This is a genomic window from Tunicatimonas sp., assembly GCF_049647865.1.
Lineage (GTDB): Bacteria > Bacteroidota > Bacteroidia > Cytophagales > Cyclobacteriaceae > Tunicatimonas.
In genome coordinates, this window is sequence record NZ_JBARYM010000252.1 from 1 (window position 1) to 13,929 (window position 13,929).

Below are 13,929 nucleotides of genomic sequence, written 5' to 3' on the forward strand. Positions count from 1 at the left end.
TCGTTTTTCTAAACACCACCGGCGAGGTATTAGACTTTGCTCAGCAGCGGGCGTTGCGGCGCTATATGCAGGCGGGGGGCGGTTTTATGGGCATACACGGAGCGAGTGGTGCGCTCTACTCCTCTCCCTGGTACGGAAAGCTGCTGGGGGCCCGGTTTGCGAGTCACCCTCCCGAGCTACAGTCGGCGGATGTTTACGTGGCTAACCAGCAGCACCCCGCCCTGCAACACGTGCCGCTGCCCTGGAAACACACCGAAGAGTGGTACAACTTCCAGGATATTAGTCCGAAGATCAACGTGCTGGCCACCGTTAATGAAAGCTCTTACCAGGGGGGAGAGCACGGCGACCACCATCCGGTAATCTGGAACCAGCCGTTTGAGGGCGGGCGATCCTTTTACACCGCGCTGGGGCACCGCCCGGAAGCCTACCTTGACAGTACTTTCGTTGCCCACGTGTTAGGCGGAATCGAGTACGTGATCGGCGATAACGCTTCGCTGGATTACCAACGGGCAACTGCCCTACCCGTTCCGCCGGAAGCGCACTGCCGGCAGACCGTGTTGTTGGATAGCAGCCAGGTGGCTGAGCCGATGGAGCTGGCGGTCGCTCCCGATGGACGCGTTTTCTACGCAGAAAGGCAGGGCAAGGTGCAAGTGTACGATCCGGCAACGCAGCGGGCCAGCGTGATTGGCACCATTCCGGTGTACAGCAAATACGAAGACGGGCTGCTAGGAATTACCCTTGATCCGGACTTTGCCCAAAACCAGTGGCTATACGTTTTCTACTCCGCCCCGGGCGACGCTTTTAGCTATCATCTGTCCCGCTTCACCCTTAACCGCGACGGTCTTCTGGATTTTGCTACGGAAGAAATTCTTTTGAAGGTGCCCCAAGAGCATTCCGAAAGTAACCACACCGGAGGGTCACTAGCCTTCGGCCCGGACGGCAACCTCTTTGTAGCAATTGGCGATAATACCAACCCCTTCGGCGACTCGAAGGGCTACGCGCCCATCGACGAGCGCCCCGGCCGGGAAGACTTCGACGCCCAACGCTCATCGGGCAACACCCAAGACCTGCGGGGCAAGATCCTGCGGATTCGCCCGGCGCGCCAGGGTGATGCCGAACCCTACACCATTCCCGAAGGAAACCTCTTCTCGGACGAGACCGAAGGGAGGCCAGAGATTTACGTGATGGGCACCCGCAACTCCTTTCGCATTTCGGTTGACCCGGCCAACGGCTGGCTCTACTGGGGCGATGTGGGTCCTGATGCCGGGCAAGACAGCATTCAGGGACCGCGGGGCTACGATGAGATCAACCAGGCTCAGCGGGCGGGCAACTTCGGCTGGCCCTACTTTGTGGGTCCCAATCGACCTTACGCCGATGTAGATTTTGCTACGGGGGCAATTGGCTCGACTTTCGATCCGAGCGAGCCGGTGAATGCCTCCCCGCGAAACACGGGTGCCCGGGTGCTGCCGCCCGCCCAACCGGCCTTCCTCTACTATCCGTATCTGTCGTCTGAGCGTTTTCCGGTGCTGGGCAGCGGCGGTCGTTCAGCGATGGCAGGCCCGGTGTACCATTACAACAGTGACCTGGTGTCGGATGTAAAACTGCCTGCGTATTTTGATCGGGGAGTTTTTGTGTACGACTGGATGCGCAACTGGATTGTGGTGGTCCGAACGGATGCTGAGGGCAACTACGTAGGTACGGAACCCTTCATGGCCAACACTGATTTCAGTAAGATCATCGACCTGGAGATGGGGCCCGACGGAGCGTTGTATTTGCTGGAATACGGAAAAAACTGGTACGCCCCTAACCAAGATGCCCAACTTAGTCGGATCACTTATCATCAGGATACCACTTCGCTCCCGGAGGCAGTGCCGCCCCCGTTAGCAGAAGGTGCCGCCCCGTCAGCAGCCGGTCATCAGGCGAACGCAACCGAGCTAGGAGCCCAGTTGATTTCTACTAGTGACTGTGAGGCTTGCCACGCGATGGATCAAAAGTCGGTGGGTCCGTCTTTTCGGGCTATTGCCGCCCGCTACGAAGCAGACTCTGCCGTGGTAGCGCAGCTAACCCAAAAAATAATCAACGGCGGGGGCGGGGTATGGGGGCCAAACTACATGAGCGCTCATCCGCAACTTAGCCCCGCCGAAGCGCAGTCAATGGTTACTTATATTCTTGGTTTGCATTAAGATCACGCTGGAGCGGCTGGAGTTTCGGACCGGCGGGTTTCGGATGGACCAATTTTCTCGTTTGGGAGCGTGGCCTACCTACCCTAAGACCACTATGGCTAATTCCGAATGCGATCTTTGATATAGACGATTTGCAGATGGATCCAAAAGAGGGTTTATAAGCTATAAAGCGCGGCGAGAAACTATCATAAAACGAGCATGCGCGTTTCATGGGGTCACTTTGGGTTTTGGAAAGAGTAATTCACCTATGTGCGGAAGCTAAAGAACCAGCCTAATTTACAGATGGTTTAGATTTGGATTGTTCTTACCAGACCGCGCTTTCCCCCACAGCGCTGTTCCAGGTTTTTATTTTGTTTAGGTGGTTAGCACCTCTAATTCATTCCCCACTTCTACAAAGGCATCAATCGCTTGGTCCAGGTGCTCGCGCTCGTGGGCGGCACTCATCTGTACCCGGATACGGGCTTGTCCCTGCGGTACAACTGGGTAGAAAAAGCCAATTACGTAGATCCCCTTTTCTAGCAGACGTTCGGCAAACTGCTGGGCTAGTGGCGCTTCGTATAGCATAATGGGTACGATGGCGTGGGTGCCCGGTTTGATATCAAATCCGGCTTCGGTCATCTTCTGGCGGAAGTAGTTGGTATTATCTTCTAACTTGTCCCGCAGTTCGGTTGTGTTAGAAAGCATATCAATCACGGCAATAGAACCTCCGACAATGGAGGGAGCCAGGGTATTGGAGAACAAGTAGGGGCGCGACCGCTGCCGAAGCATCTCGACAATCTCCTTACGCGCACTAGTAAAGCCACCAGAGGCTCCGCCCAGTGCTTTGCCCAGTGTTCCGGTGATGATATCTACCCGACCCATCACATCGCAGTGCTCGTGAACGCCTCGACCAGTTTTACCCATAAAGCCAGTTGAGTGGCACTCATCGGTCATTACTAGGGCCTGATACTTATCGGCCAAGTCACAAATTTTATCGAGTTGAGCAATGGTGCCATCCATGGAGAATACTCCGTCGGTAACAATAATTTTGTGGCGGGCCCCCATCGTGTTGGCTTCCTGCAACTGTTTTTCCAGATCAGCCATATCATTATGCTGATAGCGGAAACGCATGGCTTTGCACAGACGAACTCCATCAATAATAGAGGCATGATTGAGTTGATCCGAGATGATAGCATCTTCTTTGCCTAGCAGCGGTTCAAATATTCCACCGTTAGCGTCAAAAGCGGCAGCATATAGAATGGTATCTTCCATTCCCAAAAAATTAGAAAGCTTCTGCTCCAGCTCCTTGTGAATGTCTTGTGTGCCACAAATAAAACGTACCGATGACAGACCATAGCCGTGCGTGTCAATAGTTTGTTTAGCCGCTTCAATTACTTGGGGGTGAGAAGACAGACCGAGGTAGTTATTGGCACAAAAGTTAATTACTTCCCGACCAGAGTCGGTTTTGATAATCGCATCTTGGGGAGTAGTAATAATACGTTCGGTCTTGTACAAACCGGCTTCGCGTATCTCAACTAACTCTTTTTCTAAAGTGGGTTGTAGGGTTTCGTACATAGTTGTTTATTGTGTTAGAGTGTTAGAGTGCTTGGTTTTAAGTTATCTAATCAATCGTACCTTAGCTATCGTAAACTTTAACCTGTAAACAACCACAATACCGCGCTGTGGTGACTATAGCACTACGAACTATAACACCATACATAATCACAAAGTTACTATTTATAAGATGATCGGTGAAATTCAGTAATTCGCTATCTTTGTCATTATTTTTTAGGCTAATACAGAAACAACATATCATGGCAGATACGGGCAAAGTTCTGGTAATAGGGGCTAATGGGCAGTTAGGGATAGAGTTGACCGATGCACTAATAGAAATATACGGAGCAAGTCAAGTAATTCCTTCTGACATTACTGCTTCGGATCGGAAGAACTTTGTGACCTTGGATGTACTCAATGTTGAGCAACTGAGAGACATTGTTAGGGAAAATAAAGTAAATGATGTCTATTTACTAGCAGCCTTGCTTTCAGCCAGAGGAGAGCAGAATCCTCTGTGGGCTTGGCGTATCAACATGGATGGCCTGCTAAACGTGCTGGAGCTGGCGCGGGAAGGAATAATCCGCAAAGTTTTCTGGCCCAGCTCTATTGCGGTTTTTGGTACCACTACTCCTAAAGTAGCTACTCCCCAAGAAACAATTATCTCGCCCGATACTATGTACGGCATCACCAAATTAGCCGGAGAGCGACTGTGTGCGTACTACGCCAAAAAGTTTCAGGTAGATGTGCGAAGCTTACGCTACCCAGGTTTGGTTGGCTACCGGGCACTACCGGGTGGCGGCACTACCGATTATGCCGTAGATATCTATCACAAAGCGGTAGCCGGAGAACTCTATCGCTGCTTTCTTTCGGCTAATACGCGGCTTCCCTTTTTGTATATGCCAGATGCAGTGCGGGCTACTTTGGAGGTTATGCAGGTTTCTGCTACTCAAATCTCAGTGCGCTCCAGCTACAATCTAGCTGGTTTCTCTAGTACCCCTGCTGAGATAACCTCTTCTATTCAGCAGCATATTCCTGACTTTCAAATTGAATACGAACCAGACTTCCGGCAGCAAATTGCTGATAGCTGGCCGGAAAGTATTAACGATGAGGTTGCCCAAAAAGATTGGGGTTGGCAAGCGCGCTATAGTTTGTCCGATATGAGTCAAGAGATGATTCAAAACCTTGCTTCTCCTACCGACCGACCAATTAACTAATACCACGTTGCATACTTTGACTGTATAGTCCAGTCAAGTTTAGAATCTACTGCAATTCCGAAACTATATTCTATCCAACTCTTCCCGAACAAAGCTCATCAGTGATTTGATGTAGGCGGGGCTAAAGTCAAATTTGATATTGGCCGCTTCGTACACCTCGGGGATTGTTCGGGTATAACCTAGCTTTAGCGCGTTTTTGTAACCTTCCAGTCCCTTCTTTGGATCATTCCGGTAATTTTTCCAAACGGCAATTGCCCCTAACTGGGCGAAGCCGTACTCAATGTAGTAGAAAGGTACTTCGTACAAGTGAAGCTGCTTCTGCCATAAATGACTTTTCTCTTCTTCCAATCCATCCCAGTCAGTGATATTATCCGAAAAAGTATCTAGTATGGAGTTCCACTCAGCCACTCGCTGCTCTAAACTATGGTTAGGGTTTTCGTACACCCAATGCTGAAACCTATCAATAGTCGCCACCCAAGGTAAGGTTTCAATAATTTGTTCCAAATGCTCACGTTTGGCTCGCTTTAAATCCTCTTCATTTTTAAAAAATAAATGCCAATAATCCATCGAAATCAGTTCCATCGCCATAGAAGCCAGTTCGGCCACCTCCGACGGAGTATGCTGAAAATTAGTAAGTTCCAGGTCGCGAGTTAAGAACGAATGCACGGCATGACCGCCTTCGTGCATCATGGTAACCATATCGCGTAGATTGGAGGTGGCGTTCATAAAGATAAATGGCACGCCGGTTTCAGATAACGGATAGTTGTAACCTCCCGGTGCTTTCCCCTTACGTGACTCTAAATCTAAGTGACCCATCTCGCGCATCACAGCAATGCACTCGCCTAAATAAGGGTCTAGGCTACCAAAGGCTTCAATGGTTTTTTGCGTAAGATCCTTACCAGTTGAAAAAGGTTTAAGCGGCTGGTTTCCTTCGGGGTCAACGGCTTTATCCCAAGGGCGTAGCCGCTTTACCTCTAGTTTTAGCTTACGCATCGCTGCCAAATTATTAAGCATTGGCACCACTTCTTTTGCTACCGCATTATGAAAATCTACGCAATCCTGGAGGGCGTAATCAAAGCGTCCCATCTCAGTAAACTTATAATCTCGGTAATTATCGAAACCGGCGTTCTTGCCAATTTTATCGCGTACGTTAATGAGCTTGGTAAATAGCGCGTTAAGCGGATCTTTATCTTCTAACCGACGCTTAGTAATTTTCTTATACGCTTTCTTGCGCACCTTACGGTCGGTAGACTGTAATCGGTTAGCTGCTTGTTGCAAGGTCATCTCTTGCTTGTTGATCTTAACCGTCATGGCTCCGGAAATTTTTCCGAAATTCTGAGCCTCATTTTGGGCTTCAGTTTGTAGCGGAATGTTTTCTTCCCGAAAAATCCGGGCATCCTTTTCTAATTCTCGAATAAGAATTGGATAACCACCCAGATTTTTTAGCTCGTCTAAGGAAGGACTAGCCAATGCCTTTTTATTAAGTTCGTTGCTAAATGGGGCAATTTCGGGCTGGATTTGAGTGACAAATTCAGTGTAGCTTTCCCGAAGCTGCTCGTCGGTAGTATCGCAGGTCATTTTTATGTAACGCCAGGCCAAGTCTTCCGAAATAACCGCCTCCAGTTCACTACGATCTTGAAACCACTGCTGTAGATCATTGGCAGAAGTAATCTCGCGCTCTAGCAAACCGTTGTAGTAAGGCTTTAAAGCTTCCCAAGATGTTACTTCAAAGTCATTCGGCAGAAGTGTTCTATCTTTCTTTTCAGGAATCGATATATTGTCAGTGTTCATGTTTTTTAGGATTTTAAAAGCTGCAAGTTACAGGTTAATAGGTTTCAAGGGTAGTCGGAAATTTAGCTTTCAATCCGTAACCTCTAAGACTTGCAACTTTCCGAACTTTCAACCATGTTAATCAATCTCAATAGTTACGTCAGAGGTAAGGGGATGACCGACACAAGTGAGCACGTAGCCTTCGCGCAAGTCATCTTCGGTGAGCGCATCGGTTTCATCCAGTTTCATACGGCCCGATGTACATTTACCCATGCAGGCGGTACAAATTCCGCTTTGGCAGGAGTAGGGTAAGTCTATATCCAGGGCAATTGCCGTTTCCAAAATAGTACTGTCTGGGTCTACCGCAAAACGATGCGTCTCGCCTTCAAAAATAATGGTTACCTCATGGGTTTCCGTAACCGGGGCTTTATCGTTACCGAGCGCGCCTACGGTAGTTTCTGTATCCCATGTAGCAGACGGTGCTTGTGCTTCGGAGGTAGGTTTTTCTTTTTTTGGTTTGGCTGATGCCGCCACAAAGCTTTCTTTATGAATTAACGAAGGTGGCACGTTTAGCCCGCCTAAAGCTTGCTGCACGTTTTCCATCATTCCTTGGGGGCCACATAAAAAGTATTCGGTTTTATCTTCAGAAAAAGGCAATTCCGCCACTAACTCCGGTACCCGCTCCGGGGTGATGAGTCCGCTGTGGCTGGTAAATTGTGAACTGGTATTCTCCAAAATATGCGTTAGGTGAAACCGCTCAGGCATTTGGCTTTGTAATTGATGCAAATGTTCTCGAAAAATAATCGCCTCTTTATCGCGGTTCGCGTACACCAAGGATATTTTAGACATAGGTTCCTGCTCCAGCACAGATTTTATTAGCGACATCAATGGAGTAATACCGCTTCCCCCTCCAAACATAATTAAGTGCCGGGGCTGATCGGAATTCAGTTCGGTAGTAAAAGTACCCGCCGGAGCCTGGACTTTAATTGTATTACCCGGTTGCAGGGCATCGGCTAAGTAGTTAGATACTTTTCCCGAAGCTACTCGTTTTACCGTAACGGCCGGGTATTCGTCGGTAAGTGGCGAGGTAGAGAGTGAGTACGAACGCCGTACTTCCTCACCAGCAATATCTAGAATGAGCGTAAGAAACTGCCCAGACTTATAAGTTAAATCAGGCTGATCGAATACAATAGTAATAGCATCCGCTGTTTCTCGAGTAATCTCTTTAACGGTTAGCTCCTTCGGACTAGATTTTTTTACCGGCGTACTTGCTTCCGGTTCTTCTTTACTCTTGGACTTTGAAAAAAAATTAAACTTCACAATGAATAAGTGTTAAAGTGTAATGATGTTAAAGTATTATTGTGCCCTTATGTTTGTGCCACTTAGTAACTCTGAAACATTTGAACACTATAACACACTAATACCATAACACATTTAGATTGAAATCTTCCCAAAATTATAAGAGATGACCGGAAAATCGCGCACAAATTTCTAATTTTGGATTTACTATCAACAAAATTCTATGGAACTGACCTCTCTCACCGCGGTCTCACCTATTGACGGGCGGTACCGAAGACATACTACCCCGCTGGCTCCGTACTTTTCCGAATACGCACTTATCCGCTACCGGGTTTTAGTAGAAGTAGAATATTTTATTGCCCTCTGTGAGCTGCCTCTGCCCCAGCTAACCAAGGTAGATTCATCGGTATTTTCTAAGCTACGGACAGTGGTTGATAATTTTACCGAAGAAGATGCTCAAGCCATTAAAGATTGGGAGAAAGAAACCAATCACGATGTGAAAGCGGTAGAATACTTTTTAAAAGACCGGTGGGATACACTAGGTTTAGCTGAATATAAAGAGTTTATTCACTTTGGTCTTACTTCTCAAGATATTAATAATACTGCTATTCCACTGAGCTTACGCGATGCCATGCAGCAGGTTTACCACCCCTTGCTAGAAGAAGTTTTGCAAAAAATTGGTAACCAAGCAAAAGACTGGAGTAATTTGCCTATGCTGGCGCGTACCCACGGTCAACCGGCTTCGCCTACTACTTTTGGTAAGGAATGGCTGGTTTTTTACGAGCGATTGCAACAGCAGTTAATTTCTCTTAACTCAGTACCGTTTGCGGCGAAGTTTGGCGGGGCTACTGGCAATATGAATGCTCACGTAGTAGGCTACCCTGACCAAGATTGGAATGCATTTGCTGCTAAGTTTGTGAATGAGATTTTAGGGTTGCAGCGTAGTTTTCCGACCACACAAATTGAGCACTACGACCATTTAGCCGCGCTATTAGATGCTCTTAAGCGGATCAATATTATTCTGATTGATTTTAGCCGAGACGTTTGGCAGTACGTAGCTATGGGTTATCTGAAACAGAAAGTTGTAGAAAACGAAGTGGGTTCGTCGGCCATGCCGCACAAAGTAAACCCTATTGATTTTGAGAATGCTGAAGGTAATTTAGGAATCGCCAATGCATTACTAATTCATTTGTCGGAAAAGCTTCCCATTTCTCGCTTACAGCGCGATTTAACCGATTCTACCGTATTGCGTAATCTGGGTGTTCCGATAGGTCACATACTAATTGCTTTCCAATCGTTACTAAAAGGGTTAAGTAAAATTGAGGTAAACGAAGCGGCTCTGCACGATGATCTGGAAGAGAATTGGGCGGTAGTAGCTGAGGCTGTTCAAACAATCTTACGGCGCGAGGGCTACCCGCAACCCTACGAAGCTCTGAAATCGCTTACTCGAGGTAAAACTCAAATTTCGGAAGCCGATATTAAACAGTTTATCGATTCGTTAGAAGTAAGCGATACCGTGAAGCAGGAGCTACAGTCTATTTCCCCGTTTAATTACGTTGGAATAAGAAACTAAGGGTAGAAGGTTTTAAGTTTAAATTTTACGAAACCTAGAACTTGCAACTTAGAAATTATAGCTGGCAAGCTAAAACTAACGAGTTGGGAACTTTCCCACTGAAAATCGTGGTTTGAAGAATCAGTCAATTTCCTTATTTTTGCGCAACGCTCTGCCCATACATAGGTAGCGCGTTTTTTTATCAACAGTTGTCTAACCCCCAAACAACGGCTACTTTCGTAGGCCGTTCTTTTATTTCGGTGGGTGGATGTTAAATTTTACGAATTATGGCAGTATCATATTATACCAAAGAAGGGCTGGAAAAGCTAAAAGCAGAGCTAAACGAATTAAAGACCAAGGGGCGAACCGATATCGCTAAGGAGATTGCCGAAGCGCGCGACAAAGGTGACCTAAGCGAAAACGCTGAGTACGACGCCGCCAAAGATGCTCAAGGATTATTAGAACTAAAAATATCCAAACTAGAAGGAGTGGTTGGCAACGCCCGGGTTATTGATGAGTCTACTATCGATACCTCTAAAGTTTCTATTCTCTCTACGGTAAAGATCAAGAATAAGAAAAACGGCATGATGGTAGCCTACACGCTGGTTTCGGAAGAGGAAGCTAACCTAAAGGCGAACAAAATTTCCGTAAAATCACCGTTCGGCAAAGGATTGCTTGGTAAAAAAATAGGCGAGACTGCTGAAGTGAAAGCCCCTGCCGGAACGATGGAGTTTGAAGTGCTAGACATTTCAGTAAGTAGTATGTAAAAAGTTCAAAGTTTCCAAGTCTGAGTGGATGAAGCTCAGAACTTTGCACTCTAAACTTAGAACTATAAACTTATGCCCAGTATCTTCACCAAAATTATCAATCGGGAAATTCCAGGCCATATTGTGACTGAAAATGATCAGGCTATTGCTTTTCTGGATATTCGTCCGCTGACCAAAGGCCATACTCTAGTTGTACCCAAGCAGGAAGTTGACTATTTATTTGATCTGGACGATGATGCTTACATTCAGCTTAATCTGTTTGCTAAACAGGTAGCCGTTGGGCTAAAGAAAGTAATTTCTTGTCAACGGATTGCTACGGCTGTTATTGGGCTAGAAGTGCCGCACGCGCATATTCATCTCATTCCTATCAACAGCATGAGTGATGCTAATTTTAGTAATCCTAAGCTTACCCTAAGCAAAGCCGAAATGACTCACATAGTAACAGAAATTCGTGCTGCGATAACATAGCCCTTCATACATATTATTCAATACCCAAGGCGTCCTCAAGAGAGAATGCCTTTTTTATTGCTCAAAACTTATCCCCCCCCAATCTTCACCGCTCGTCAACTCCTGTAACTCAATCTTTTACAGTTGTGCTTATTTGGTACATCAGCATTTTGCTACTGCAATATGTCACGCTTTCATTCTGAGGCGAATACTCTATTTTTAGTGAAAGAGTACAGAAAATGGATGCGAAACGGTGGGTTTTTATTGATAATGTGCAATTAATCCTGGATAGAAATAAAATAGGACTACCCTGCCTTTCCAACGAAATCACCGAAGATTATTCTGGCCTTAAACCGAAAAGTAAGAAAAAATTGCAGTGTACCATTTTAAGTAAAAAGCACAAGGTAATAACCCCAAGAATCTAATGTCTATGACTATGATGAAAGGCAGCACATCCAAAAATATAAAAAAATCATATCTCATTGGTCTGTTGTGCTTAGGATACAGCCAAGTGCTAATAGCTCAGTGTCCTGTTCTTGTAAAACATGAGGTGTCTTACAATTGGCCAGCTACCCATGAAAGTAGCTTAAAATTCTTTCTCCAGAATGAAGATGGGTCTTCATATCAGGCCGGGCAAGAAAAGCATGCCTACAACCTATGGGATAAAGGTACTGGGAGATATCTCTACAATCCTAGCAAGCTAGATGCAGGATTTTACGAGGATAAAAAGATCGAGGTATCCCTAAATAATAATGTGATAGAATTTAAAAATGTACCTGAGCACGAAAGCTATTTTCTGGTAGTATTCAGCCAAGGGTGCAGAACAGTGCTAGGGCCAGAAGGGGGAGTTGCGGTTCAAGAATCTGCTAGGTAAGAAAAAGCCATGACTAAGAATAAATATACAGTACTAATTAGAAGCTGGTTGGTAGCAATTTTTCTCTTGATACAATTCGTATCAGTTGCTCAAACTTGCCCTGATGGGCCCGAAAGCTCTACTACAATCGTGGCTACTCCCGAGCAGTGTGTTGGTAGTAACGATGGGCAAATACAGATAAATTTTGTGGATGCTAGTGGCAACTATGATGCTAGTTTAGGTGATTTCACCCCCGGTACCGGAGATTATGAATATAACTTATTCGATTCCGGAGATGGATGGGTATACAGTGAGTCGGGATTTACTGCGTTTAATACTCCCGGAATTAGCGTAAGTTTTACGGCACCCAATACAATTACCTTTACCGGTCTACCGCCAATAACTGATGGATCTGGCTACGCAATATATCTCAGCGGTGGAACCTGTGCAATACCAGCTCAAGAATATACCAGTGGCCCTTTTAATATAATGGTAGCTGCTGCTGTTCCTATTGTAATTGATGATGCTTCTATCACTACCGTGGGCAATACCAAATGTATAGCTCCCTTTGATGGCAGCATCGATGCAACTGGAACAGTAACGGGCGGTGCTGGTTCATACGAATACTCAATAGATGGTATTACCTTTCAGCCTAGTCCAGTTTTTGCTAATCTTGAGCATAATCCCTACACGCTTTCGGTGCGCGATGCTAACGGTTGTATTCAAACAGAATCCATTACCGTACCCGATAATCGCGTAAATCCAACCGCGGCTATCACCCCCGACCCAGCCCAGGTTTGTGTTAATGCGAATTTAGTGTTAGACGGTAATCCTGGAGGAGGTTCAGGAACATTTACCACTCATAGTTGGACGGGTGATATTGCGCCACTTTCTGATCCTAGCATTCAGGCACCCACTTTTAATTCAGCTACTGTGGGTACGTTCAACTTGACGTATACGGTAACCGATGATAATGGCTGTACGGCTACCGACAATATTACGGTTACAGTGGTAGATGAACCTGACTTGAGTCTAACTGTATCGCCTCAGGTTGCCACCATTTGTGAAAATACTGGCACCAATATTCTGGTTGATAATTCGGAGGTTGGTTACAATTACACTCTGCGGGATGCGGCGAATAACGTAATCAGCGGACCTACCGCTGGCACTAGCGGACAGATTAGCTTTCCTACCGGAAACCTGACAGTTACTACCACCTTCAACGTACTGGTAAGTAATGGAGTATGCGCCGATCAGCAGCTTACCAACACAGCAGAAGTTACGGTAGTACCTGGCCCCGATACTACCCTACCGGTGAGCCCCGAAACGGCTACTATCTGCGAAGCTACTTCTACAAATATTTTTGTTGATAACTCAGAAAACGGATTCGACTATCAATTGCGCGAAGGAGTTACGCCGGTTGGTGCAATCGTTGTGGGAAATGGAGGGCAAATATCTTTACCTACGGGTAATATTTCCACTACTACCACTTTCAATGTAACGGTGAATAACGGAACCTGCCCCCCTCAACAGTTAGACAACACCGCTACGGTTAACGTAGTGAGTAATCCTGATCTTACCCTAACTGTAACCGCAGCTTCACCCGAGGTATGTCCGGGTACGGGAACCAACATACTAGTTGACGGAACCGAAGCAGGTTACTTTTATCAACTCCGTAATGATGCGGGAGATGTTATTATCACCACTCCAGCCGAACCCGGTACCGGAGGTCAAATTAGTTTGCCAACCGGCAACTTAACAGTAGCCACCACCTTCAATGTGTTGGTAACCAACGGAATTTGTGCCGATCAAGAACTAGCGACACTGGTTACGGTTGATATGCACACGCCTCCCACCTCGGCTACGCTTTCAGGAGATGCCACCATTTGCGCCGGAAACAGCACTGATCTTTCAGTAGCTATTGTTGATGGTACCGCGCCTTACAGCTTTACCTTGAGCGATGGCACGGCAGTAACCAGCTACAATAGCGGATTTCCTATCAATGTAACCCCCGTAGCTACCACTACCTACACGATTGCTGGCAACGTTACCGATGCCAATGGCTGTACTGTAGCCGGGAGTGGCTCGGCTACTGTAACTGTTGAGCCTTCGCCGGACATTAGTTTAGGGGTGAGTGCGCAAGACCCCGTGATTTGCGAAAACACCGGCACCAACATCATCGTCGCCAGCAGCGAAGCCGGGGTGAGCTACCAACTACGCAACGATTTTGATGATAGTTTGATAGGGGCTAGCGTACTCAGTGCCGGGGGTGATCTGAATCTACCTACCGGTAATCTGACAGGAGACATCA

The 13,929-nt window shown here is 46.6% G+C and carries 10 protein-coding genes; 7 read left to right on the forward strand and 3 right to left on the reverse strand.

Annotated features, from left to right (window positions below):
* Positions 1–2,183 (forward strand): ThuA domain-containing protein (locus WBA23_RS07780; RefSeq protein ID WP_424581708.1); only part of this gene is annotated, 2,183 nt, incomplete at its 5' end.
* Positions 2,184–2,537: 354 nt separating this feature from the next.
* On the opposite strand, the gene kbl is transcribed toward WBA23_RS07780, so the two are convergent.
* Positions 2,538–3,737, reverse strand: coding sequence for a glycine C-acetyltransferase (gene kbl / locus WBA23_RS07785; protein ID WP_424581709.1), 1,200 nt, complete (start codon positions 3,735–3,737; stop codon positions 2,538–2,540).
* Between the two features lie 239 nt (positions 3,738–3,976).
* On the opposite strand from kbl, the gene WBA23_RS07790 reads away from it, so the two are divergent.
* Positions 3,977–4,930: an NAD-dependent epimerase/dehydratase family protein gene (locus WBA23_RS07790; RefSeq protein WP_424581710.1), complete on the forward strand. Its 954-nt coding sequence runs from the start codon at positions 3,977–3,979 to the stop codon at positions 4,928–4,930.
* Positions 4,931–4,993: 63 nt separating this feature from the next.
* Here the strand turns inward: WBA23_RS07790 and WBA23_RS07795 are convergent, their stop codons facing one another.
* Both WBA23_RS07795 and WBA23_RS07800 read right to left on the reverse strand, forming a co-directional pair.
* Entirely contained in the window at positions 4,994–6,721 is a 1,728-nt protein-coding gene (locus tag WBA23_RS07795) for a M3 family oligoendopeptidase (protein WP_424581711.1), read from the reverse strand.
* A gap of 117 nt (positions 6,722–6,838) precedes the next feature.
* Positions 6,839–8,020: a 2Fe-2S iron-sulfur cluster-binding protein gene (locus WBA23_RS07800; RefSeq protein WP_424581712.1), complete on the reverse strand. Its 1,182-nt coding sequence runs from the start codon at positions 8,018–8,020 to the stop codon at positions 6,839–6,841.
* A 202-nt stretch (positions 8,021–8,222) separates the two neighbouring features.
* On the opposite strand from WBA23_RS07800, the gene purB reads away from it, so the two are divergent.
* From purB to WBA23_RS07825, 5 genes are all read left to right on the forward strand, one after another.
* A complete protein-coding gene (gene purB, locus WBA23_RS07805) occupies positions 8,223–9,572 on the forward strand; it encodes an adenylosuccinate lyase (protein WP_424581713.1) in 1,350 nt (449 codons plus the stop codon).
* A gap of 266 nt (positions 9,573–9,838) precedes the next feature.
* Positions 9,839–10,318: a transcription elongation factor GreA gene (gene greA / locus WBA23_RS07810; RefSeq protein ID WP_424581714.1), complete on the forward strand. Its 480-nt coding sequence runs from the start codon at positions 9,839–9,841 to the stop codon at positions 10,316–10,318.
* 72 nt (positions 10,319–10,390) lie between these two features.
* Positions 10,391–10,786 (forward strand): HIT family protein, encoded by a 396-nt coding sequence (locus tag WBA23_RS07815; protein ID WP_424581715.1) that lies wholly within the window; start codon positions 10,391–10,393, stop codon positions 10,784–10,786.
* A 415-nt stretch (positions 10,787–11,201) separates the two neighbouring features.
* Positions 11,202–11,639, forward strand: coding sequence for a hypothetical protein (locus tag WBA23_RS07820; protein ID WP_424581716.1), 438 nt, complete (start codon positions 11,202–11,204; stop codon positions 11,637–11,639).
* A 9-nt stretch (positions 11,640–11,648) separates the two neighbouring features.
* The coding region (locus tag WBA23_RS07825) for a hypothetical protein (protein WP_424581717.1) at positions 11,649–13,929 on the forward strand (2,281 nt) is incomplete at its 3' end.

What these genes read in the sequence shown, in the direction of transcription:
- WBA23_RS07820 (WP_424581716.1), top strand. Translation starts at nt 11,202, where the DNA reads ATGATGAAAGGCAGCACATCCAAAAATATAAAAAAATCATATCTCATT.
- greA (WP_424581714.1), top strand. Translation starts at nt 9,839, where the DNA reads ATGGCAGTATCATATTATACCAAAGAAGGGCTGGAAAAGCTAAAAGCA.
- WBA23_RS07795 (WP_424581711.1), bottom strand. Translation starts at nt 6,721, where the DNA reads ATGAACACTGACAATATATCGATTCCTGAAAAGAAAGATAGAACACTT.
- kbl (WP_424581709.1), bottom strand. Translation starts at nt 3,737, where the DNA reads ATGTACGAAACCCTACAACCCACTTTAGAAAAAGAGTTAGTTGAGATA.
- WBA23_RS07815 (WP_424581715.1), top strand. Translation starts at nt 10,391, where the DNA reads ATGCCCAGTATCTTCACCAAAATTATCAATCGGGAAATTCCAGGCCAT.
- WBA23_RS07790 (WP_424581710.1), top strand. Translation starts at nt 3,977, where the DNA reads ATGGCAGATACGGGCAAAGTTCTGGTAATAGGGGCTAATGGGCAGTTA.
- purB (WP_424581713.1), top strand. Translation starts at nt 8,223, where the DNA reads ATGGAACTGACCTCTCTCACCGCGGTCTCACCTATTGACGGGCGGTAC.